The sequence below is a fragment of the Acidaminococcus fermentans genome (assembly GCF_009696675.1).
In the GTDB taxonomy this organism is placed as follows: Bacteria; Bacillota; Negativicutes; order Acidaminococcales; family Acidaminococcaceae; genus Acidaminococcus.
The window spans coordinates 1-22,005 of sequence record NZ_VULN01000010.1 but is presented as its reverse complement, the minus strand read 5'-3'; the positions used below and the strand labels follow the sequence as shown (position 1 = coordinate 22,005).

The window sequence follows — 22,005 nt, the reverse complement described above, 5'->3', positions numbered from 1 at the left end:
ATGGAAAATGACAGAGATACCATGTGTTTCGGCTGTGGGAAGGACAACCCGATGGGGCTCCATCTCCACTTCCGCACCGACGAAAACGGCTGCTACACCAGTTTTGTGCCCCAGCCGGTGCACCAGAGCTATGACGGCCGGATGCACGGGGGACTGATCTCCACCCTGCTGGACGAAACCATGGGGAATTACCCTTATATGTATGAACACAAAGTTGCCTATACGGCCCGGCTGGAAGTCCGCTTCCGGCAGCCGGTACGGATTGGGGAACGGATCCATGTGATCACCAAAGTAAAAAGACGAAAGGGACAGCTGCTGGAAATGACCGGCCAGGTAATCCGGGAAGACGGAACCGTGGCGGCCGAAGCGGACGGCAAGCTGATGTATGAGGAGAGAGAATGATCAATACAGAAATGGAAACAAAGATCCTGGGGTACATGAAGGACCATCCCACCGCCCCGCTTTCCGCCGATGAACTGATCCAGGCGCTGGCCTTGAAGGGCGCGGACCTGAAGCTGTTCTGGACGGTGATGGAAGAACTGGAAACCCGGGGCCAGGTGGTGAAGACCCGGTTCAACACCTACGGGCTGCCGGCGGCCATGGGCCTGGTGGTGGGCCGGTGCCAGGTGACCAGCAAGGGCTTTGCCTTTGTGATCCCGGAAGAAAAAACGGAAGACGGGGACCTGTTCATCCCGGCCAGCAGCCTCAGCGGGGCCATGGACGGGGATACGGTCATGGCCCGGGTGATGAAAAGTGTCTTTGACGACCGGCAGGAAGGGAAAATCATCCGGATCCTGAACCGGGCCCATCACAAACTGGTGGGAACCTTCAGCAAATCCGGGGAATTCGGCTTCGTGATCCCGGACAACAAACGGGTGGGCCGGGACATTTACGTGCGCCGGAAGGACTTCAACGGAGCCCGGGACAAGGAAAAGGTGGTGGTGGAAATCACCACCTGGCCGGACGAACGGCGGAACGCGGAAGGAAAAATCGTGGAGATCCTGGGGAAACCCGGGGATATCGGCCTGGAAATCCTTTCCATCATCAAAGACAACGACCTGCCCACCAAATTCCCTGCTCCTGTCCAGGAAGCGGCAGAAAAAGTGGAGCAGAAGATCAAAAAGAAGGAAATCCAGAACCGGCTGGACCGGCGGGACTGGAACATCATCACCATCGACGGGGTGGATTCCAAGGACTTGGACGATGCTGTGTATGTGGAAAAACAGGGGGACAACTACTTCCTGGGGGTCTATATCGCCGATGTAAGCTATTATGTGCAGCCCCACTCCCTGCTGGACCAGGAAGCCTATGAACGGGGCACCAGCGTGTACCTGGTGGACCGGGTGCTGCCCATGCTGCCGGTGGAACTGAGCAACGGCATCTGCAGCCTGAACGAAGGGGAAGACCGGCTGACCATGGCCTGCGAAATGCTCCTTGACGGGAAAACCGGCCGGACCATTTCCTTCACCATTGCGCCCAGTGTGATCAACAACCACCACCGGATGAACTATCCGGATGTACGGGCCATCCTGGTGGACCAGGACGAAGCCCTGCGGAAGAAATATGTGGATATCGTCCCCATGCTGGAAGATATGGGACGGCTCCAGCAGGTACTCCACAAGAAACGGGAACGCCGGGGCGCCATCAACTTTGAACTGCCGGAACAGAAGGTGCTGCTGGATGAGCAGAAGCATCCGGTGGCCATTGTGAAGCGGGAACGGTCCGTGGCGGAAATGATGATCGAAGAATTCATGCTGGCGGCCAACGAAACGGTGGCCGGGTTCATGGCCAAGCACAAACGGCCCTTCATCTATCGGGTCCACGACCTGCCGGATCCGGAAAAGATCCAGAACCTGGCCAAGCTCATGGCTCTCTTCGGAGTCACCCTGAAGGTGGAAGAAAAAATGCGCCCCAAGGATCTCCAGCGGGCCCTGGACAAGGTGGCCGGCAAGCCGGAAGAAAAGCTGATTTCTACAGTGGCTCTCCGGAGCATGCGCCAGGCGGTGTACCAGACGGAAAACATCGGCCATTTTGGCCTGGCAGCCCACTTCTACACCCACTTTACCTCTCCCATCCGCCGGTATCCGGATCTGATGGTCCACCGGCTCCTGCGCCGGCAGCTGGACGGGGAACGGCTGACCCGGCAGCAGGCGGAAGAGCGGACCCAGCGGCTGAGCCTGGTGGCTTCCCACTGTTCCATCCGGGAACGGGGGGCCATCGATGCGGAACGGCAGACGGTGGATCTGAAAATGGCCGAATACATGCTCCAGTTTGTGGGTCAGGAATTCACCGGGACCATTTCCGGGGTGTCCTCCTTCGGGTTCTTTGTGGAACTGGACAACGGGGTGGAAGGCCTGGTCCATGTATCCAGCCTGACGGACGACTATTATGACTATATCGAGGGTCAGTACGCCCTGATCGGCCAGCATCTGGGGAACCGGTACCGTCTGGGCGACCAGGTGAAGATCCAGGTGCTCCAGGTGGATGTGGCGGAACGGAAAATCGACTTCGTCCTGGCCGGCCTGAGCCCGGAGGCGGCGGACCAGATGCGCCGGGAACTGGGACGGCAGAAAAAGACCAAGACCGGTATCGCTACCGGGAAGCTTCGGAATGACACCACCGGCCGGAAATCCGGAGACCGGAAGGAATTCGGAAAGAAGAACAGCCGCAGCCGGAACCGGAAAAAGAAAAAGAACACGGCCCAAAAAGGCCAAGAAACCTCTTTGAGTCAGCTGGTGCCCCAGGGCACGGAAAATGCTGGGAACAGCAGCTCCACCAAAAAGAAAAACAACCGCCGGCGGCGGAGAAGAAGGGATCGGAAACATGGAAAAGCCAGTGAAGGTAATCGCAGAAAACCGGAAAGCCAGGCATGACTACAACATCCACGAAACCTATGAAACCGGCATCGTGCTCACCGGCACGGAGGTGAAATCCCTCCGTCAGGGCAAGGCCAACCTGAAGGATTCCTATGCGGCAGTGACCAAAACCAGCGAGGTGTACCTGTACAACCTCCACATCAGTCCCTATGAACACGGGAACCGGTTCAACGTGGATCCTCTCCGGGACCGGAAGCTGCTGATGCACAAACGGGAAATCCAGAAACTGATCGGGAAGACCAAGGAAAAGGGCTTTACCCTGGTGCCTTTGCAGTTGTATTTCAGCCACGGGCTGGTAAAGTGCAAGCTGGCCCTGGCCACCGGGAAGAAGCTCTATGACAAGCGCCAGGCCATGGCCGACCGGGCTGCCAAACGGGATATCGACCGGGCTATGAAGGAAAGGAACCGGTGATAAGGGGCTGCGGAGGCAGCCCCGTCAACGGTCAGCGGCCGAAGGAATGAACCCGCCTTTACAAGACGGGTTCGTTAGAGACGAATACGACGCAGAAAATCTGGCAGTATGGGGCCTACCTTTCTCAGACGGATTACCGCATTGGCAGGAATCTGCAGAAAAAGTGGCAGGTGAATGTGGGAGTAAATTATCAGTTTTAAGGGAAAAGTAACGGGCAGGAGGCTGCTGCAGAAGCAGCAGCCTTTTTGTTTCCACAAAATATTCACGCAATTTGTATACAAAATACGAAAAACATTGGAAAATTTTTTTTTCCATGCTACAATGTAATCAGCGGGCAGACGGAACCATTCCGGGTTGCCCAAATTGTGTGTTTCCCATTATAGGAGGTATTGATATGAAGGTTTTATGTTATGGTGTAAGAGATGTAGAACTGCCGATTTTTGAGGCCTGCAACAAGGAATTCGGTTACGACATCAAATGTGTCCCTGATTATCTGAATACGAAAGAAACTGCCGAAATGGCTGCTGGCTTTGACGCAGTAATCCTGCGGGGCAACTGCTTCGCCAATAAACAGAACCTGGACATCTACAAGAAACTGGGCGTAAAATACATCCTGACCCGTACCGCCGGCACGGATCATATCGATAAGGAATATGCCAAGGAACTGGGCTTCCCCATGGCTTTCGTTCCCCGTTATTCCCCCAACGCCATTGCTGAACTGGCTGTAACCCAGGCTATGATGCTGCTGCGTCATACCGCTTACACCACTTCCCGTACTTCCAAGAAGAACTTCAAGGTCGATGCCTTCATGTTCTCCAAAGAAGTCCGGAACTGCACCGTGGGTGTTGTTGGCCTGGGCCGGATTGGCCGTGTGGCTGCTCAGATCTTCCACGGCATGGGCGCTACCGTTATCGGGGAAGACGTTTTCGAAATCAAAGGGATCGAAGACTACTGCACCCAGGTTTCCCTGGATGAAGTCCTGGAGAAATCCGACATCATCACCATCCATGCTCCGTACATCAAAGAAAACGGCGCTGTGGTTACCCGCGACTTCCTGAAGAAGATGAAAGACGGCGCCATCCTGGTCAACTGTGCACGCGGCCAGCTGGTGGATACCGAAGCTGTCATCGAAGCTGTGGAAAGCGGCAAACTGGGCGGCTACGGCTGCGACGTTCTGGATGGGGAAGCCAGCGTATTCGGGAAAGACCTGGAAGGCCAGAAACTGGAAAACCCGCTGTTCGAAAAGCTGGTTGACCTGTATCCCAGAGTCCTGATTACTCCGCATCTGGGCTCCTACACCGATGAAGCCGTAAAGAACATGGTGGAAGTTTCCTACCAGAACCTGAAGGATCTGGCTGAAACCGGCGACTGCCCCAACAAGATCAAATAATTTTGCTTCTTCCCAAGGGTGCTGCAATCTGTTGCAGCACCCTTTTCGTGTTATAATAAGGGAAATATGGAATTTCGGGAAAGAAGGGGTCCCTATGCTGGACAAAATCGATCTGAAAACGAAAATTTCCAAAGAAGCATACGCAGAAAAAATAGCAGAGGAAGAAAACCGTCTGGGATTCCTCCAGCGGACAGTCCGGGATGCCAAGATCCCGGTGATCGTGCTGTTTGAAGGGTTCCGGGCCTCCTGGCGGAGCCAGCTGATCAGCAAGGTGATCCATGCCCTGGACCCCCGGGGGTTCCGGGTGTATTCTGCCTCCAAGACCACGGAAAAACAGAAGGAGAGCCCGTTCTTCCTCCAGTTCTGGAAGGAGCTGCCACCGGCCGGGCAGATCTGCATCCATCACCGGGCCTGGTATTTCCTGCGGAACGAACATGCAGTGGGGGATCCGGACGAGGCTTCCGAATGGTACAATGTAAGTTTTGACGAAATCAACAGTTTCGAAAAGGAACTGGTCCAGGGGGGCTATGTGCTGGTGAAGATCTTCACCCACATTTCCAAGAAAAAACAGAAGGAAAACATGGAAAAGGGCCAGGAAACCATGGGCAGCCGGTGGGAAAAACTGGCACCGGGAGGCATCGAAGGAGTCGACTACGACAAATACCGGGATGTGTACGAAGACATGCTGGCGGCCACCAATACGGATCTGGCCCCCTGGCACATCGTCCCCATGGAAGACAAACGGACCGGTACGGAAGCGGTCTTCCGGGTGCTGATCACCGCCCTGGAAGAAGCCCTGAAGGACCGGGAGCGTCCGGTGGATCCGGAAAAAGGCCCGGCCAGGGAACTGACCATTCCGGATATCCTGTCCGGGTACACGCCCTACCAGCCCATGGAACAGGAAGAATACAGCAAAAAGCTGAAAAAATACCAGAAACGGCTGGGGGAACTCCAGTTTGAACTGGCCAAACGGAAAATCAGTACCATTGTGGCCTTTGAAGGCCAGGATGCCGGGGGCAAAGGGGGCGCCATCAAACGGCTGTCCGAATCCTTCGACCCTCTGGGCTACCGGGTGAACCCGGTGAGTGCACCCAACGAATGGGAAAAGCAGTTCCATTATCTCTGGCGGTTCTGGACCAGACTGCCGGCTCCGGGAGAAATTGCCATTTTCGACCGGACCTGGTACGGCCGGGTGTTGGTGGAACGGGTGGAAGGCTTTGCCAAAATCAGCGAATGGCGCCGGGCTTATGAAGAAATCAACGATATGGAAGCCCAGTGGGTGAAGCAGGGGATCATCGTCCAGAAGTTCTGGATGCAGATCGATTCGGAAGAACAGCTGAAACGGTTCCAGGCCCGAGAGAACGACCCCAACAAAACCTGGAAGATCACCCCGGAAGACTGGCGGAACCGGGACAAATGGGATGCCTATGTGGATGCGGTGAACGAAATGCTCTATCGGACCGATACCAAAGGCGCACCCTGGACTGTGGTGGAAGCCAACAATAAACTGTTTGCCCGGCTGAAAGTCCTGGAAACCATGATCCAAAGGATGGAAGCTGTGCTTTAACGTTTACAAACCAGTAAAAAAACAGTACAATGAGGGTTGCTGGAAGTTCTTTCCAGGGTTTCCTGCTGTGCAGGAAAAATTTGACCAATGAGGTGGGAAAGATGGCTGATTTTGCCTTTGCAGAAGCGAAAGGTGTGGAATGGGGCTGTTTTCCTGCCTGGAAACAGTGGGGTGTGGTCCACGGATTCCTTTGCCGGACAGGGGGCTGCAGTTCCCTGTTCCCAGGTGGACTGAACCTGAGTTACAACGTGGGAGATGACCGGGAGAAGGTACTGGCCAACCGGCAGAAAATGGCGGCGGCCCTGGATTTTCCCCTGGAACGGGCAGTGGCCTGTCAGCAGGTCCACAGCACCCATGTGGCGGTGGTGACGGAACAGGATGCAGGGAAAGGCACCCTGACTCTGGCTGATGCCATCCCGGAAACCGACGGGATGGTCACGGACTGTCACCGGCTGCCTCTGTTGATTTCCTATGCGGACTGTGTGCCCATTTTGCTGGCGGATACCCGGACCGGGGCGGTGGGAGCCGTCCACGGCGGTTGGCGGGGCAGTGTAGGGAAAATCGTCCCCCATGCCCTGAATGTGATGAAAGAAGCCTTTGGCACAGAGCCTGGGGATGTGGTGGCGGGCATCGGCCCTTCCATCGGTCCCTGCTGCTATGAAGTGGGCCAGGAAGTGGCGGACCGGGCGGCGGAATATCCCTCCTGCCTGACCCCTCACGGACCCGGCCACTACATGCTGGATCTGTGGCAGCTGAACACCCTGGAACTGCTGGAAGCAGGGGTGCCCCGGGAACAGATTTACCGGGCGGACTGCTGCACCAGCTGTCACAAGGACCGGTTCTTCTCCTACCGGGCGGAAAAGGGGAAAACAGGCCGCCTGTATGCGGTGATCTATCGAAAATAAAGGAGATGGGGATACCCATGTTGAAGGATAATATTGCGGCCGTGGAAGCCAGGATCCAGGAAGCCCTGGGCAAGCGGACAGAACCCAAGGCCACCGGGGACAAAGTGACCATCCTGGCGGTGACCAAGAACCATCCGGCGGAAATCGTCACGGAAACTCTGGCAGCCGGTCTTACGGAGATTGGGGAAAACCGGGTCCAGGAAGCCATGCACAAACAGGCGGTGCTGCCGCCGGGAGGCAACTGGCACCTGATCGGCCATCTCCAGACCAACAAGGCCAAACACGCGGTGGAGCATTTCTGCCTCATTGAAAGCGTGGACAGCCTGAAGCTGCTGAACCATCTGGAAAAAGCGGCGGCGGAACTGGACAAGATCCAGGATGTGCTGCTCCAGATCAACGAAGCGGGAGAAGAACAGAAAAGCGGCTTTGCTCCGGAAGATTTCCGGGCGGCGGTGCCGGAACTGAAGAATTACCCTCACATCCGGATCCGGGGGGTCATGGTGATCGCCCAGGCCACGGACCAGGTGGAAGAGACCCGTCCGGTGTTTGCTGCCGGTTACCGGGATTTCCTGTTCCTGAAGGATGCCCTGCCGGATTCTCCGGTGGATATCCTGTCCATGGGCATGACCCACGACTACTGGATCGCCGTGGAAGAAGGGGCCAACGAAGTACGGGTGGGTTCCGCTCTCTTTGGAGCCAGGGACTACTCTTTAAAATTTTAAACAGAAATGGTGGATCGTATGAAAAAAATCAGCAAGCTCTTGGAATATTTTGGCCTGGTCAACGGAGAAGACAAGCAGGAAACGGACGAAACCATGGAAACCCAGCAGCAGGATGAGGGGAAAGTGGTCCCCATGTTCGGCAGCGGCTCGGCAGGCACCTGGCGGGACAAAAGTTCCGACCGGGAGTACGACAAATATGACAGACCCTACGAAAAGACCTATGAAAAACCTTACGACAAAGTGTTCGACAAGGACTACGACAGCACGGCGGACTCTTCCCGGGAGGAAACGTCTTCCAGCCGGACCGGGGACAAGGTGCTGTCCATGCCGGTGAACCGGAATCCGGTGAGCGTGGTGGTCATCGAACCCATCGACTTCAATGATTCCCAGAAAATGGCGGACTACCTGTGCAAGAACCAGCCGGTGGTGATCAATTTCGAGGATACGGATGCGGACGTGCGGAAACGGATCATCGACTTTATCAGCGGCACCATCTATGCGTTGGACGGGACCCTGCGGAAAATCGGCCGGAATCTGCTGGTATGCGCGCCTCCCAATGTGGATATCGACACGGAAAACACCAATTTTGGATCGGAAGGGAGCAATGATCCATGGCAACGATAAACGGTATCAGTAAAATCACTTTCATCGGCTGCGGCGCTATGGGGGAAGCCATCCTGAAGGGCATCCTCCAGGGAGGCCTGGTCCGGAAGGAACAGGTGACCGCTGCTGTGCCCACTGCCAAACGGCAGGCTTATCTGAAAGAAACCTACGGGATCCCGGTTACCGGGGACAACAGTGCCGCGGCTGCAGATGCGGATCTGGTGATTTTGGCGGTGAAGCCCCAGATGGCCAAAGAAGCGGTAACTGCTGACCTGGTGGCAGCCCTGCCGGAGAAGGCCACTATCCTGTCCATTATGGGCAGCTATGACCTGGCCATGCTCCACGCCCTGGTGCCCGGCCATCCTGTAATCCGTTCCATGCCCAACACCCCTCTGTCTGTAGGGATGGGGATGACGGCCCTGACGGCGGACGGAAAGGTGGCTCCAGAAGTGATGGACGCTGCGGAAGCCATTTTCCAGTCCTGTGGGGAAACGGTCCGGGTGGACGAAAAGGCCATGGAAGCCATTACCGCCATCAGCGGCTGCGGCCCCGGGTATTTCTTTGTGGTCATGGATGCCCTGGCAGATGCCGGTGTCATGGCTGGCCTGCCCCGGGCACTTGCCATCAAACTGGCGGCCCAGACCATGGCCGGCAGCGGCGTCATGGGCCTGAAGACCGGGCTCCATCCTGCCCAGCTCCGGGACCAGGTGACCAGCCCCGGAGGCACTACCATTGCAGGGATCAAGGCCCTGGAAAACCACGGAGTGAGAGGAGCGTTTTACGATGCGGTGCAGGCGGTCCTGGACCGGAGTGCCGCATTGAAGAAATAACATGGCAAACACCACACAACAACGGGAAACAGTATTACGGTATTTCAAGGCCAGCGGGGATGCGGAACTGGCAGCCCAGCTGCTGGATCTGGCGGAAGGGGCCCGGAAAAGCCGGCGGGCCAGGGTATCCGGGTTCCTGGATCCCCACGGCCAGAATGTGGCGGAAATCGTTGCCGCCAACTATCCCCAGGTACGGTATGAAATGAACGGAGGCTTCCAGAATGCCGAACGGCAGAAGGTGGCCTTCATTGCGGACGAATTCTACGGCCAGCCTGATTTTGCCATTACGGCCCTGGAAATCCTCTGGGACAAACGGTATTATGACATCGGCCACCGGGATGTGCTGGGAGCCTTCATGGGCCTGGGCTGCAAACGGGAAATCCTGGGGGATATTGTGTTCATCGACGAGGGGGCCCAGCTGGTGGTGGATACCCCCATGGTGGATTTCATCCTGAGCAACCTGACCAAAATCGGGGCAGCCACGGTGGAAGTGAAAGAAATCCCCCTGACGGACCTGAAGGAAAAGGAACAGAAGATCAAACTGATTTCCGCCACGGTGGCGGCCCTGCGGCTGGATGCGGTGGCGGCCAGCGGCTATGGGGTATCCCGGAGCCGGATGGCGGATGAGATCAAGGGCCAGAACGTGAAGCTGAACTGGCAGGACGCCAAAAGTCCTTCCCAGACGGTGAAGGAGGGGGATGTGATCTCCTTCCGGTCCCGGGGCCGGGTGGAACTGGCGGAAGTCCGGGGGACCACCAAAAAGGGACGGTATGCCATTACCCTGAAACGGTACATCTAAGGAAGGATGTCATTATGATTTTACTGATTCGGCACGGGGAAGCGGATCATCATGTGAAGGAACTGACCGGGGGCTGGACGGATTCGGCTCTCACAGTGCTGGGACAGAAGCAGTTCCAGCAGCTGGCGGACTGCCTGGCCTGGGACTTTTCCGGCCGCAGCCTGCCCCGGATCGTATCCAGCGACCTGCAGCGGGCCCGGACGGGAGCGGAAATCATTGCCCGGAAGCTGGGAGCAGAACCGGTGGAATGTTTTTCCTTCCTCCGGGAAAAGAACAACGGAAAGGCAGCGGGGCTGAACAAAAAAGAGGCCCTGGCCTTTTACCACCCGCCGGAAACCGGCCGGGAGCTGGATCATGTGAACTATGACGGAGGAGAGACCCGGCGGACCTTCTATGAACGGACCATTCAGGGGTTCCGGGAACTGGAAAAGGAAGGCCGGGACCTGATCATCGTGTCCCACAAGGGAACCATCCAGAACATCCTGTTTGCCTGGCTGGGGCTGAGCATCGAAGAAGTGGCGGAAAAACAGATATCCTTCGACATCCGGCCCGCTTCGGTGACAGTGCTGGGCATGAACAAGTGGGGAGAGCATGCGGTATTCGCCCTGAACGACACCTCGTACCAGTGGAAAAAAGGACCTGTAGGGATTTTCAACTTCCCCTTTGGGGCATAAAAAAGGAGATGTTGCACGTGAAAAATATGCGTGCAACATCTCCTTTTTTTTATGCTTCCTCCACTTCCGCTTCTTCCATTCCCGGATACTGGTTCATGGCGTCGATCCGTTCCCGGTATTCCTGGTCAGCGGCGTAGCGCTTGTTTTTGGCCCGGCCGATGGTCAGGAAGGGGACGATGATGATGGCAATGGCCAGGTAGCCGCAGTAGCCATACCCGTATTTGATGATGTTGGTCAGACCCACCATGGAAACCGTCATGGACAGGCAGATAATGAACAGGGTCACCAGAGCGGACCGCTTTACGGCGCTGCCGGTGATCTTTTTCAGGCAGTCCATTTCAGAGAAACGGGCGGTGAATCCGAACACCGTGGTCACCCCGGTGGAGATCAGGCAGAGCATGAGGGTTACGGAATAGAGAAGGGTCAGCCAGGGCATGCCCATGGCTTTCAGGCTCATGAGAGTGGGCAGGGGCGTCCTGCCGTAGACCCCGGTCCAGCCCAGGAGCATGCACACGGCCATGGTGAGGGCGGTGGCGTTCATGGCAAAGGACATCCACATGGAATCTGCACAGTTCTTCCGGGTCACCAGGGGAGTGCCCACCACGATCATGGTGGGGATCACCACGCACTGGAAACCGGAATAGGTGAAAGCGTGGAGAATGGCGGTGGGCAGTTTGGCCAAGCCGTTAACGGCAAAATCCTGGGCCATGGCATCCAGGAAGAACCGGGTGCCTTCCACCTGGCCGCCCATGGCGATGCCCACGGAGAAAATGGTAATGGCCATGGCCAGGATGGCAATGCCCATGTAGGTGGTGGCCCGGCGGACCAGGTCAGCCCCGAAAATGGTCAGTACAAAGATTACGGCGCCCACCACACCGATGCCGGTATAGTAGTTGAGGCCCGTCTGGGCGGCCAGGGCGGAGGCGGCCCCGGAAATGGTGGCGGATACGGCCATGAGCACCATGATGTAGAAGAACCCTTCAAAAAGGAATTCAATGCCGGGTACCGGCCGGTACAGATTCTGGAAAAGCTGCCGGTAGCTGGTGAGGTGCCGGCTGTTGTACATGTTCATGGCCTCTTTGATGGTGAGGGTGAACAGGAGCATGGTTACAATGGCGGTAATGGGGCCCAGCCAGCCCAGGCTGATGAAGTAGACGTTTTCCTGGTTGCCGGTGGCGAATCCGCCTCCCGCATGAGAGCTGAACAGCACCGCTCCCACCGAAAAGCACAGGGAGAGGGAGGCCCCTTTGATGGCAGATGTTCCGTTGATCATGATTGTTTCCTCCTTGGAATGACAGTTTCCAGAGAAACGAAAACGCCTTCCGTCTCTCTGCATTGGCAGCAAAGAGACGAAAGGCGTTGGATCCTTCCGCGGTACCACTCTGTTTCGTCCTGGGGACGCGCTCTCGGATACGGCCGGTGGCGATATCCATGCTCTGTAACGGGAGTTCCCGGAGGGACCTACTGCAGGTTCGGTCCAGCCGCTCAGCAGGCAGTTCGGCCCGTCCCATCCACTGCCTCGCAGCAACCGGCAGCTCTCTGGAGCAGGGATTCAGGCGTACTAGTCTGCGTCATCACGTTTCGGCGTTTGTTGACTATGGATGAAATGATACCATGGATACAGTATACTGTCAATGGGGTTACGAAAGAAAAATTATATCAATCCTTTTCGCATATTATTGTTATCAGCGTTCCTTTTCACTTAACCACTTAGCCACTTAGTCTCTTGTCCGCTTAAAAGTGTTATAATATATGGTAAACAATGAATATTTCCATATTGCAGAAGGGAGTCCTGTTGTCATGCTGCTTCATAAAATGATGGATCATTTTCTCCTTTATTATCTGGGGCATTTTGACAAGCACTGTTTCAATGTCCAGATCCATGGAGAGGAGTATACCATTGGTGAGGGGAAGCCGGAATTCACCCTGATCATCCACAAAGACATTCCCAAAAAGGCCCTGCTGGAGTCCACGGAACTGGCTCTGGGGGAGGCCTACATGCGGGGAGACATCGAAGTGAAGGGGGACCTGTTCCACATGCTCTGCACCCTTCTGGAACAGGCGGACCGGTTCTCCCTGGACCGGAACAGTCTCCGGAACATCCTGTACATGTCGGAAAAGAAACAGGACCAGGCCAAAGAAGTGTCCTCCCACTACGATCTGGGGAATGACTTCTACAAACTGTGGCTGGATCCCACCATGAGCTATTCCTGTGCCTATTTCAAGTCCGACAAAGATACCCTGGAACAGGCCCAACGGAACAAGGTGGACTACATCCTCCAGAAGCTGTACCTGAAGCCGGGGATGACCCTGCTGGACATTGGCTGCGGCTGGGGCTTCCTGCTGCTGGAGGCGGCCAAAAAGTACGGAGTGAAGGGCTATGGCTGTACCCTCAGCAAAGAACAGTGGAAAAAGAGCCAGGAACGGATCAAGGCCCTGGGCCTGGAGGGCCAGGTGACCATCGAACTGACGGACTACCGGGACCTGGAGGCCAAGGATCTCCAGTTCGACCGGGTGGTCAGCGTGGGGATGATGGAACATGTGGGCCGTTCCAACTATTCCACCTATATGGAAACAGTGAACCATCTGCTGAAACAGGGGGGAATCTTCCTGCTCCATACCATTACCGGCCACGATGAAGTGGTGTCCGATCCCTGGATCCGGAAATACATCTTCCCGGGGGGCACCCTGCCTTCCCTTCGGGAACTGATCCACCATGCCTATGATGCGGATTTCCGGGTGCTGGATGTGGAAAGTCTCCGCCGCCATTACTGCAGGACCCTTCTGTGCTGGTACAAGAACTTCTGCAAGGTCCACGAACAGGTGGCCCGGTGGAAGGATCCTTCCTTTGTACGGATGTGGGATCTGTACCTGTGCGGCTGTGCAGCGGCCTTTCAGATTGGCTACATCGACATCCACCAGGTGCTCATGACCAAAGGGAACAACAATAGCCTGCCCATGACCCGGTGGTACTGAATCAATAATAATTATCAGTTGCGATAACTTCGAATTCATAGTATAATCACTATAGACTGATAAAACAATATTTTTTTCATAAAGGAGGCTGCATTATGAATATCGCTGTATTGGTGAAACAGGTACCTGCCGTTTCGGATATCCAGCTGTCCGGGGACAACAACCTGGTCCGTGTGGGGGCACCTTCCATGCTGAACCCTGTTGACCTCCACGCCATCGAGGCGGCCCTGGCCCTGAAGGACCAGGAAGGGGGCACGGTAACCCTTGTGACCATGGGCACTGCCCTGGCCAGTGACATCCTCCGGGAAGGGATCGCTCTGGGGGCGGACAAGGGGATCCTGCTGTCCGATGAACGGATGGCCGGGTCCGATACCCTGGCTACCGGCCAGATCCTGGCAGCGGCCCTGGCCAAACTGGGACCGTTGGACCTGGTGCTGGCCGGGAAGCGTTCCACGGACGGGGACACCGGGCAAATCCCTCCGGCCCTGGCCCAGCGGCTTGGCATGACCCTGCTTTCTTATGCAGATGAACTGGAAGTAAAGGACGGCCAGGCCACCATCCGCCGGCTGAACCGGGGCGGGGTGGAAACCCTCCAGGCGGCTCTGCCGGCAGTGATCTCCGTAACGGAAAAATGCGGGAATCCCCGGACTCCCGGCATCCGGGGCAAAATGGCCGCGAAAAAGGCCGTGTTCCCGGTATGGCGTCTGGAAGACATCGACCTGGCTCCGGAAAAAGCCGGGAAGGCCGGCTCCGCCACCAAGGTTACGGAACTGTTCGCTCCGGAACCTCAGCCGGTGGGCACCATGATCCAGGGAGCCACCCCGGTGGAAGCTGCCGCCAATCTGGTGGACGAACTGCGGAAGAAGAACCTGCTGTAAGGAGGCGTTATCATGGAATGGAAAAACAATATCGGAGTCTATCTGGAAACCTCTGACGGCAGGCTCACCTCCCTCAGTGTGGAACTTTTGGGGAAAGCCCGCCAGCTGGCGGCCGCCCGTCCCAATCAGGTGCTGGGCATCCTGGCCGGGGACAATCTGGAAGAAGCGGCCCGGGAAGCCATTGCCTACGGAGCCGATGGGGTGGCCCTGCTCCAGGCCCCCAGTCTGGCCGCCTTTGATGGAGCCCTTTATACGGAAGCGGTGGCCAAAGCCCTGAGCCTGTATACTCCCAGTGTGCTGTTCATCGGTGCATCCCCCAATGGCCGTGACCTGGGCGGCCGGCTGTCTGCCCGGCTGGAGGCAGGGCTGGTGGCGGACTGCATCGATGTGCGGTACGAAGGGGAGGATGATACCCTCACCTGGATCCGTCCCGCCTACACCGGCAAACTGTTCGTGAAGATCCAGACCACCACCCGGCCCCAGCTGGGTACGGTCAGCGACAAGATCTTCCACGGCAACCCCAAGGATGAAACCCGGAAAGGGGAAATCTTCCCGGTTCCCCTGGACAATGCTGAAGCCAGTCCCGCTGTGAAGGTGCTGGATTTCACGTCTCTGGAACAGCTGAAGGAAGTGCTGGACCTGGATACGGCGGATATGGTGGTAGGGGCTGGCCGGGGCGTCCAGAACGAAGAAGGGATGCGGGAAGTCCAGACCTTTGCCAAACGGATCGGCGCCGCTTTCGGGGTTTCCAAACCGCTGGTGGACGCAGGCTGGGCACCCTATGAATGGCAGGTGGGGGTCACTGGCAAGAAAATCGCCCCCAAGATCTACATCGCCCTGGGGATTTCCGGGGCCATCCAGCACAAACTGGGGATCCAGGACGCCGGGCTGATCATTGCCGTAAACAAGAGTCCTGATGCCCCTATTTTCCAGTTTGCCCATTACGGCATTGTGGGGGATCTGTTCGATGTGATGCAGGAACTGGAAAAACTGCTGAAGAAGGACTGACCCTTGACAAATCCTACAAAACTTCTATAATTAACCCTGCGGAATACCCATACGAGGTATAGGGTGTTCCAGCAGGAGGTCTATTATGGTAAAAATGATTGTTGGTGTCGAAGGCATGGCCTGCGGCATGTGTGAATCCCATATCAACGAAGCCATCCGGAATGCGTTCCCGGTGGATTCCGTCTCTTCCTCCCGTTCCAAAAAGGAAACGGACATTGTGGCCAAAGAACTTATTCCGGAAGAAAAGATCCGGAAGGTCATTGACCAGACCGGTTACCAGGTCACCAGCTACCGGGTGGAACCGTACGAAAAGAAAAAGGGATTCCTGGCCCGGCTCTTCGGCTGATGCAGGAGACCTATGAGAAAAAAGGACAATTTTGCCGGTACGCTGCCCGGCACCGGGAAGAGTCTGGTGGCTTTTCCCGAAACCTACGTGGTATTGGATCTGGAGACCACCGGCCTGGATCCGGAACGGGACCAGATTATTGAAATCGGTGCCCTGGAAGTGGTCCGGGGGAAGCGAGGGAGGACTTTTTCCACCCTGATCCAGCCCCGGACTCCTTTGTCCGGCCATTACGTTTCTCCCTTCATCACCCAGCTCACCGGCATCACTGACGATATGCTGGCAGCTGCGCCCCAGCCCCGGCAGGCCCTGGAAGCCTTTGGAAAATTCCTGGGCAGCCGGGTGGCGGTGGGTTACAATGTGGGCTTTGACATGGGGTTTCTCCAGCAGCAGTTCCAGACCCAGCTGTACCGGCCTCTGGCCAACGACTGGGTGGATGTGCTGCCCATGGCCCAGACCCTGTTCCCCCTGTGGGACCATCACCGGCTGAACAATCTGGCCGCCTGGTACAAGGTGGAGAACAAGGAAGCCCACCGGGCTCTCAGCGACGTGGAGACCACGGAAACCTGTTTCCGGAAACTGAAAGAAGACGCTGCCCGCCGGTATCCCTCCCTGGAGGCGTTCCTGGAAAAGGTGCGGCAGAAAATGGAAGGAAAGAACGAAGGCCAGCAGCTGAGCCTGTGGTAAAGCTGCAGTACAAGGAGGAAACCATGGATCAGGGAATCGAAGAACTGGCTTGGGAAATGTCCAAGGACTGGAAGGAAAAAGGCTATAAAGACCGGGAAACCTGCGCCGCCGACATGGTGCAGATCATCGAAGAGGAACAGGACCGGTTCAACCATCGGGAAGCCCAGGAAGAATATTAAAATTTCCTTGACAAACTTTTCCCCGGTGGTATAATGTAAACAATTTCAAAAAGCCAATGGCAATGACGAGGACAACCTGTCAGGGCAACAGTACAGAGAAGCCCGGAAGCTGAGAAGGGCGCGGAAACAAATGACAGTCAACCACCTGGGAGCCATCTGCTGAACAAAGTAGGCAAGATCGTATATCCTGCGTTAAAGGATGCCGAGTGGAACTGGCCACGGTCAGTTCAATAAGGGTGGAACCGCGAGCTTATGGCCCGTCCCTGTGAGGGACGGGTCTTTTTGTATGTCCGTCCTGATCTTGCTGGTACTATCAAGGAGGAAATCAATATGTCCAACATTAAAGTAAGCCTGCCGGATGGCAGCGTAAAAGAATTTGAAGCCGGCAGCTCCCTGCTGTCCATCGCCAAGAGCCTGAACCAGAAACTGGGGAAGACCGCTCTCCTGGCCAAGGTGGATGGGGAAAACAAGGACCTGAGCGATACCCTGGATCATGATGCCAAGGTGGAATTCATTACCCCGGACAGTGAAGAAGGGCTCCATGCCATCCGTCACACCGCTTCCCATGTAATGGCCCAGGCCATCCAGCACCTGTTCCCGGGCACCAAGTTCGCCATCGGCCCTGCCATTGAAAAAGGTTTCTATTACGACCTGGACAGTGAGCATGTATTCACTCCCGATGACCTGCGTGCCATTGAAAAGGAAATGAGCAAGATCATCAAAGCCAACTATCCTCTGGTCCGGAAAGAACTGCCCAGAGCGGAAGCCCTGGCCAAATTCAAGGCCGAAGATGAACCCTACAAAGTGGAACTGATCGAAGACCTGCCGGAAGATGCCGTGATCAGCACCTATACCCAGGGAGACTTCACCGACCTGTGTGCCGGCCCTCACTGCCCTTCCACCGGCCGGGTAAAAGCCTTCAAGCTCATGAGCATTGCCGGTGCCTACTGGCGTGGGGACGAACACAACAAGATGCTCCAGCGGATCTACGGCACGGCTTTTGCCAGCAAGGAAGATCTGGAAGCCTACCTGCACATGATGGAAGAAGCTGAAAAGCGTGACCACCGGAAACTGGGCAAACAGCTGGGTCTGTTCATGCTCAGCGAGTACGGCCCCGGGTTCCCCTTCTTCCTGCCCAACGGCATGATCATCCGGAACACCCTGATCGACTACTGGAGAGAAGTGCACCGCAAATACGGCTACCAGGAAGTCATGACCCCCATGATCATGAACCGGCAGCTGTGGGAAACCTCTGGCCACTGGGATCATTACAAGGAAAACATGTACTTCACCAAAATCGATGGGGAAGACTACGCCATTAAACCCATGAACTGCCCCGGCGGCATGCTGGTCTATGCCAACGAACCTCATTCCTACAAGGAACTGCCTCTGCGGGTTGGCGAACTGGGCCTGGTGCACCGGCATGAACTGTCCGGCGCTCTCCACGGTCTGTTCCGTGTACGCTGCTTCACTCAGGACGATGCCCACATCTTCATGATGCCCAACCAGATCGAAGACGTGATCCAGGAAACCATCCGTCTGTTCGACGAAGTGTACGCCACTTTCGGCCTGACCTACCACGCTGAACTGTCCACCCGTCCGGACAACTCCATGGGTGACGACGCCACCTGGGAAATGACCACCAATGCCCTGCGGAAAGCCATGGATGACTTCGGCTTGAAGTATTCCATCAACGAAGGGGACGGCGCCTTCTACGGCCCGAAGATCGACTTCCATCTGAAGGATTCCATCGGCCGTACCTGGCAGTGCGGCACCATCCAGCTGGATATGCTGCTGCCGGAAAAATTCAACCTGACCTACACCGGGGAAGACGGCCAGAAACACCGTCCTGTTATGATCCACCGGGTGGTGTACGGATCCATTGAACGGTTCATCGGTATCCTGATCGAAAACTACGCCGGTGCCTTCCCGGCCTGGCTGGCTCCGGAACAGGTACGGGTAATGCCCATTACCGACAAGTTCAACGAATACGCCAAACAGATTGTGGACAAACTGGAAAGCCAGAAAATCCGGGCCCATCTGGATGACCGGAACGAAAAAGTCGGCTACAAGATCCGGGAAGCCCAGGTCAAGAAAGTGCCGTATATGCTGATTGTGGGCGAAAAGGAGCTGGAAAGCGGTACTGTTTCCGTCCGCAGCCGGGACAACGGCGAACAGGGAGCCATGGCCGTGGACGAATTCATCGCCAAGCTCCAGGACGAAATCAAGAATCGGAAGTAAGCATAAAAAAAGAGGGTTGCTGCAAAAAAAACGAGCAGCAACCTTCTTTTTTCGTCAGTGGTCAACGGTCAGCAGCCGGATGAAAATAGGTGGTATCACGGAACTTCCGTCCCAAGGGGGATGGAAGTTCTTTTTTAGTTTAAGGTGACGAGCAATTTCTTACAGCATATGGGCCCGCAGGTACCCGCCGTCTTCCGGCATCAGATAGGCCGGAGCCACGTCGAATACCGTAAGGCAGCCGGTACGGCCTTCCTGGTGGAGCCGGTGGGCGGCCCGGGCGTAGGCCACCAGTACGCTGGTGGTGAATTCCGGATTGGAATCCAGTTTCAGGCTGAATTCGATTACATGCTTGTGTTCATCCTGGTGCCCGGTGACCCCGCTGCGGATCACAAAGCCCCCGTGGGCCAGACCGCTGTGGTTCTTCTTCAGTTCTTCCTCACTGATGAAGTGGACGGTGGTGTCATAATCAGAGAAATAGTTGGGCATGGTCACAATGGCCTGTTCCACCGCCTTGGGGTCGGCCCCTTCTTCCAGCACCACATAACATTCCCGGGTGTGCTTCTGCCGGGTGGTCAGTTCCGGCTGGCTTCCGCTGCGCACCGCTTCCAGGGCTGCTTCCACCGGCACCGTATACTGCTTGGCGTCTTTGACACCGGGAATCCGGCGGATGGCGTCGCTGTGGCCCTGGCTGACCCCTTTGCCCCAGAAGGTATAATCCTTTCCTTCAGGCAGGATGGCGTTGCTGTACAGCCGGGCCAGGGAAAACAGGCCGGGATCCCAGCCTACGGAAATGATTCCCAAATGGCCGGAAGCCCTGGCCGCCTTGTCCACTGCTGCAAAATGTTCCGGGATCCGGGCATGGGTGTCGAAGCTGTCGATTACGTTGAACATCCTGGCCATTTCCGGAGTCTGCACCGGCAGATCCGTAGCGCTGCCGCCGCAGAGGATCAGCACATCGATGCTGTTCTTCCAGTCGGCCATATCCTTTACATTGACCACCGGCACATTGGCCGTGGCGATTTTCACCTGGGCAGGATCCCGGCGGGTGAACACCGCTGCCAGTTCCATATCCGGCGCCTTCTCCAGAGCACATTCCACACCCCGTCCCAGATTGCCATATCCCAGGATCCCAATTCGAATGGTCATAAACAAAATCTCCCCTCATTATAATGCAGCAGAAAACTGTATACAGTATTTTATTTTTACAATGCTGCATAAGTAGAATATGTTTCATATTCTATCATAAAGTACGGAGAATTGTAAAGGTAGTACCCTTTATTCTTCGTCCTCCTGATCCTGTTCCCGGGCCATCCGGATTTTGGCCATGATCCCGTCCCATTGTTCCGTAATGGCTTTGGCCATGAGCCGCTTGCCCCGGAAGTTCAGATGCAGTCCGTCCAGGGCGTACCGGGTGGGCAGGTCTTCATTTTCGTCAAACTGGGTCCCCAGGTCGATGAACCAGGGCAGGCTCCGGATCCACTGGTTCACTTTGGCCATTTCCGCACGCCATCCTTCGGCGGTGGGTTCGTCAAAGGCCCGTTTGATGTTGGCCGGATTCACCGGAGGCAGGGTCATGAAAATGGGGGTGATCCCGTTGTCCTCACATTTTTCCCGGATCCCCTTCAGGTCGTTGATGACGCTTTCCCCGCTGACCCAGCCCCGGAGACTGTTGCTGCCGGTCATGATGATCAGATATTTGGGGTGGAAGGGGACCACATCCTTGTCGAACCGGTCCAGGGTAGCCTCGCTGGTGTCCCCGCTTTCCGCCAGGTTGATGCTGTCAAAGGGCAGGTAATACTGGTAGCTATAGGCAAAATCGCTGGGAGAATAGGAAAGATCCCCGCCCCCGTGGGAAATGCTGTCCCCCAGGGTCCCCACCTGCCAGTTGTCTTCCGGATCCACCTTCATGGGCTGGGGCGGGCAGAACTGACTGACCGGATTCCCGGCTTCGTCAATACCCCGTACCCGCCAGTACATGGTGTAGGGAGCGTAGTGGGATTCGTCGTCATACCAGTCGAATCCGGTGGATTTGCCCCGTTCCAGCAGCTGGTCCGGCGCTGCTTCCCGGGTGGGGGAGACGGCATTGGTTTTCAGCACCTCCACCTCATAATGCCGCACCCCGTTGAGAGGCACCCAGTTGTACACCGGGTACAGCAGAGTGGTACCGTTGCCGCTGTTGAATTGGCTGATGGGGTCCGGATACAGGGCCGTCTTCCGTTCCGGATCAACATGGACCTTTTCCACCGGAGAAAGGGCAGAAACCGGTTTTTCGTCCAGGTCGAAAGACTGGATCTGCACCGATACATCCCCCCGGGTGCCCGCAGGCAAAGCCAGGTTGTATCCGGCCACATAGGTCCGGTCATCGGGCAGGGAGCTCCCGTTGGGCAGCTGTACCTTTACATTGTAATACACCGTCCCCAGGATGGGTTTCCAGCGGAGAGTGGGGTGGAGAGAAGCAGGGTGGGCTGCCGTGTAATGGGTGGTAAACTGTGGCACCGGCTGCCGCCGCAGCACAGGAGAAACCGGTTTGGCCGCCGCAGACCCCGGTTTCTGCACAGGAGGCAAAGCCGGAGCCCCCCAGACCGGCCCAGCCAAAAGACCGGCCCCCAGACATCCCAAAAGCACAGCACGGCAAAGAGTATGAGAAATCGCACGCATAAAATAAGACCTCGTTTCCGGATTGGTAGTTACAGGGGATATTGTAGCATATTTGAGGGGTGAGGGGGAGGTTGTTAAGTGGTTAAGTGGTCGGGGGGGGGGCAGTCCCGGTAGAGGTTCCAGGCCGGTTTGAAGTGGTAAACTAAAATTGGACACGGAGGGGGTAATTTTTGGACATACGGTGTATACTGTACGGATAGTACGAAATTAATTATCGGACAGAAATTCTCCCTCACAGGACAGGAGGTTTGCCGTGA

The 22,005-nt window shown here is 56.3% G+C and carries 21 protein-coding genes and 1 other annotated feature; of the genes, 18 read left to right on the top strand and 3 right to left on the bottom strand.

Features of this window, described 5'->3' with window-relative positions:
• The 11 genes from FX155_RS07645 (at position 1) to FX155_RS07595 (ending at position 10,778) form a co-directional block, all read left to right on the top strand.
• Positions 1-402: a PaaI family thioesterase gene (locus tag FX155_RS07645; protein WP_022488088.1), complete on the top strand. Its 402-nt coding sequence runs from the start codon at positions 1-3 to the stop codon at positions 400-402.
• Positions 399-2,873: a ribonuclease R gene (rnr, locus tag FX155_RS07640; protein ID WP_154488304.1), complete on the top strand. Its 2,475-nt coding sequence runs from the start codon at positions 399-401 to the stop codon at positions 2,871-2,873. The genes FX155_RS07645 and rnr overlap by 4 nt, the downstream gene beginning before the upstream one ends.
• A complete protein-coding gene (gene smpB / locus FX155_RS07635) occupies positions 2,824-3,288 on the top strand; it encodes an SsrA-binding protein SmpB (RefSeq protein ID WP_022488086.1) in 465 nt (154 codons plus the stop codon). Before rnr ends, smpB begins: the two co-directional genes overlap by 50 nt.
• 394 nt (positions 3,289-3,682) lie before the next feature.
• The gene (locus FX155_RS07630; protein WP_022488085.1) at positions 3,683-4,678 is read left to right on the top strand and encodes a 2-hydroxyacid dehydrogenase; all 996 of its coding nucleotides are present in this window, start codon (positions 3,683-3,685) and stop codon (positions 4,676-4,678) included.
• 94 nt (positions 4,679-4,772) lie between these two features.
• Complete coding sequence (locus FX155_RS07625) at positions 4,773-6,245, top strand: phosphate--AMP phosphotransferase (RefSeq protein WP_154488303.1); 1,473 nt, start codon at positions 4,773-4,775, stop codon at positions 6,243-6,245.
• Between the two features lie 101 nt (positions 6,246-6,346).
• The gene (gene pgeF, locus FX155_RS07620) at positions 6,347-7,150 is read left to right on the top strand and encodes a peptidoglycan editing factor PgeF (protein WP_195839636.1); all 804 of its coding nucleotides are present in this window, start codon (positions 6,347-6,349) and stop codon (positions 7,148-7,150) included.
• A gap of 17 nt (positions 7,151-7,167) precedes the next feature.
• Complete coding sequence (locus FX155_RS07615) at positions 7,168-7,872, top strand: YggS family pyridoxal phosphate-dependent enzyme (protein WP_022488082.1); 705 nt, start codon at positions 7,168-7,170, stop codon at positions 7,870-7,872.
• 18 nt (positions 7,873-7,890) lie between these two features.
• Complete coding sequence (locus FX155_RS07610; protein WP_154488301.1) at positions 7,891-8,496, top strand: cell division protein SepF; 606 nt, start codon at positions 7,891-7,893, stop codon at positions 8,494-8,496.
• Entirely contained in the window at positions 8,484-9,305 is an 822-nt protein-coding gene (gene proC / locus FX155_RS07605) for a pyrroline-5-carboxylate reductase (RefSeq protein WP_022488080.1), read from the top strand. Before FX155_RS07610 ends, proC begins: the two co-directional genes overlap by 13 nt.
• 1 nt (position 9,306) lies before the next feature.
• Complete coding sequence (locus tag FX155_RS07600; RefSeq protein ID WP_022488079.1) at positions 9,307-10,104, top strand: RNA-binding protein; 798 nt, start codon at positions 9,307-9,309, stop codon at positions 10,102-10,104.
• Between the two features lie 14 nt (positions 10,105-10,118).
• On the top strand, positions 10,119-10,778 hold the full coding sequence (locus FX155_RS07595; protein ID WP_154488300.1) for a histidine phosphatase family protein: 660 nt from the start codon (positions 10,119-10,121) through the stop codon (positions 10,776-10,778).
• A 49-nt stretch (positions 10,779-10,827) separates the two neighbouring features.
• On the opposite strand, the gene FX155_RS07590 is transcribed toward FX155_RS07595, so the two are convergent.
• Complete coding sequence (locus FX155_RS07590) at positions 10,828-12,051, bottom strand: hypothetical protein (RefSeq protein WP_154488299.1); 1,224 nt, start codon at positions 12,049-12,051, stop codon at positions 10,828-10,830.
• A 69-nt stretch (positions 12,052-12,120) separates the two neighbouring features.
• Positions 12,121-12,362: a binding site (T-box leader), on the bottom strand.
• 219 nt (positions 12,363-12,581) lie between these two features.
• Between FX155_RS07590 and FX155_RS07585 the strand changes: the two genes are divergently transcribed.
• The 7 genes from FX155_RS07585 to thrS all read left to right on the top strand — a co-directional run bounded on the left by FX155_RS07585 (position 12,582) and on the right by thrS (position 19,090).
• On the top strand, positions 12,582-13,754 hold the full coding sequence (locus FX155_RS07585) for a class I SAM-dependent methyltransferase (RefSeq protein WP_368509223.1): 1,173 nt from the start codon (positions 12,582-12,584) through the stop codon (positions 13,752-13,754).
• 95 nt (positions 13,755-13,849) lie between these two features.
• Positions 13,850-14,632 (top strand): electron transfer flavoprotein subunit beta/FixA family protein, encoded by a 783-nt coding sequence (locus FX155_RS07580; protein WP_154488298.1) that lies wholly within the window; start codon positions 13,850-13,852, stop codon positions 14,630-14,632.
• Positions 14,633-14,644: 12 nt separating this feature from the next.
• Positions 14,645-15,640 carry an electron transfer flavoprotein subunit alpha/FixB family protein gene (locus tag FX155_RS07575; protein WP_154488297.1) on the top strand — a complete coding sequence of 332 codons (996 nt, stop codon included), beginning with the start codon at positions 14,645-14,647 and terminating at the stop codon, positions 15,638-15,640.
• An 85-nt stretch (positions 15,641-15,725) separates the two neighbouring features.
• Positions 15,726-15,986, top strand: coding sequence for a heavy-metal-associated domain-containing protein (locus tag FX155_RS07570; RefSeq protein WP_154488296.1), 261 nt, complete (start codon positions 15,726-15,728; stop codon positions 15,984-15,986).
• A gap of 12 nt (positions 15,987-15,998) precedes the next feature.
• The gene (locus tag FX155_RS07565) at positions 15,999-16,670 is read left to right on the top strand and encodes a PolC-type DNA polymerase III (RefSeq protein ID WP_154488295.1); all 672 of its coding nucleotides are present in this window, start codon (positions 15,999-16,001) and stop codon (positions 16,668-16,670) included.
• A gap of 23 nt (positions 16,671-16,693) precedes the next feature.
• Complete coding sequence (locus FX155_RS07560) at positions 16,694-16,849, top strand: hypothetical protein (RefSeq protein WP_022488071.1); 156 nt, start codon at positions 16,694-16,696, stop codon at positions 16,847-16,849.
• Positions 16,850-17,179: 330 nt separating this feature from the next.
• Positions 17,180-19,090 (top strand): threonine--tRNA ligase, encoded by a 1,911-nt coding sequence (gene thrS, locus FX155_RS07555; protein ID WP_022488070.1) that lies wholly within the window; start codon positions 17,180-17,182, stop codon positions 19,088-19,090.
• A gap of 159 nt (positions 19,091-19,249) precedes the next feature.
• Here thrS and FX155_RS07550 read toward each other — a convergent pair whose 3' ends face one another.
• Both FX155_RS07550 and FX155_RS07545 read right to left on the bottom strand, forming a co-directional pair.
• Positions 19,250-20,236 (bottom strand): diaminopimelate dehydrogenase, encoded by a 987-nt coding sequence (locus tag FX155_RS07550; RefSeq protein ID WP_154488294.1) that lies wholly within the window; start codon positions 20,234-20,236, stop codon positions 19,250-19,252.
• A gap of 129 nt (positions 20,237-20,365) precedes the next feature.
• Positions 20,366-21,646: an SGNH/GDSL hydrolase family protein gene (locus FX155_RS07545; RefSeq protein WP_326831128.1), complete on the bottom strand. Its 1,281-nt coding sequence runs from the start codon at positions 21,644-21,646 to the stop codon at positions 20,366-20,368.
• Positions 21,647-22,005 lie beyond the last annotated feature (359 nt).

What these genes read in the sequence shown, in the direction of transcription:
- FX155_RS07645 (WP_022488088.1), top strand. Translation starts at nt 1, where the DNA reads ATGGAAAATGACAGAGATACCATGTGTTTCGGCTGTGGGAAGGACAAC.
- rnr (WP_154488304.1), top strand. Translation starts at nt 399, where the DNA reads ATGATCAATACAGAAATGGAAACAAAGATCCTGGGGTACATGAAGGAC.
- smpB (WP_022488086.1), top strand. Translation starts at nt 2,824, where the DNA reads ATGGAAAAGCCAGTGAAGGTAATCGCAGAAAACCGGAAAGCCAGGCAT.
- FX155_RS07630 (WP_022488085.1), top strand. Translation starts at nt 3,683, where the DNA reads ATGAAGGTTTTATGTTATGGTGTAAGAGATGTAGAACTGCCGATTTTT.
- FX155_RS07625 (WP_154488303.1), top strand. Translation starts at nt 4,773, where the DNA reads ATGCTGGACAAAATCGATCTGAAAACGAAAATTTCCAAAGAAGCATAC.
- pgeF (WP_195839636.1), top strand. Translation starts at nt 6,347, where the DNA reads ATGGCTGATTTTGCCTTTGCAGAAGCGAAAGGTGTGGAATGGGGCTGT.
- FX155_RS07615 (WP_022488082.1), top strand. Translation starts at nt 7,168, where the DNA reads ATGTTGAAGGATAATATTGCGGCCGTGGAAGCCAGGATCCAGGAAGCC.
- FX155_RS07610 (WP_154488301.1), top strand. Translation starts at nt 7,891, where the DNA reads ATGAAAAAAATCAGCAAGCTCTTGGAATATTTTGGCCTGGTCAACGGA.
- proC (WP_022488080.1), top strand. Translation starts at nt 8,484, where the DNA reads ATGGCAACGATAAACGGTATCAGTAAAATCACTTTCATCGGCTGCGGC.
- FX155_RS07600 (WP_022488079.1), top strand. Translation starts at nt 9,307, where the DNA reads ATGGCAAACACCACACAACAACGGGAAACAGTATTACGGTATTTCAAG.
- FX155_RS07595 (WP_154488300.1), top strand. Translation starts at nt 10,119, where the DNA reads ATGATTTTACTGATTCGGCACGGGGAAGCGGATCATCATGTGAAGGAA.
- FX155_RS07590 (WP_154488299.1), bottom strand. Translation starts at nt 12,051, where the DNA reads ATGATCAACGGAACATCTGCCATCAAAGGGGCCTCCCTCTCCCTGTGC.
- FX155_RS07580 (WP_154488298.1), top strand. Translation starts at nt 13,850, where the DNA reads ATGAATATCGCTGTATTGGTGAAACAGGTACCTGCCGTTTCGGATATC.
- FX155_RS07575 (WP_154488297.1), top strand. Translation starts at nt 14,645, where the DNA reads ATGGAATGGAAAAACAATATCGGAGTCTATCTGGAAACCTCTGACGGC.
- FX155_RS07570 (WP_154488296.1), top strand. Translation starts at nt 15,726, where the DNA reads ATGGTAAAAATGATTGTTGGTGTCGAAGGCATGGCCTGCGGCATGTGT.
- FX155_RS07565 (WP_154488295.1), top strand. Translation starts at nt 15,999, where the DNA reads ATGAGAAAAAAGGACAATTTTGCCGGTACGCTGCCCGGCACCGGGAAG.
- FX155_RS07560 (WP_022488071.1), top strand. Translation starts at nt 16,694, where the DNA reads ATGGATCAGGGAATCGAAGAACTGGCTTGGGAAATGTCCAAGGACTGG.
- thrS (WP_022488070.1), top strand. Translation starts at nt 17,180, where the DNA reads ATGTCCAACATTAAAGTAAGCCTGCCGGATGGCAGCGTAAAAGAATTT.
- FX155_RS07550 (WP_154488294.1), bottom strand. Translation starts at nt 20,236, where the DNA reads ATGACCATTCGAATTGGGATCCTGGGATATGGCAATCTGGGACGGGGT.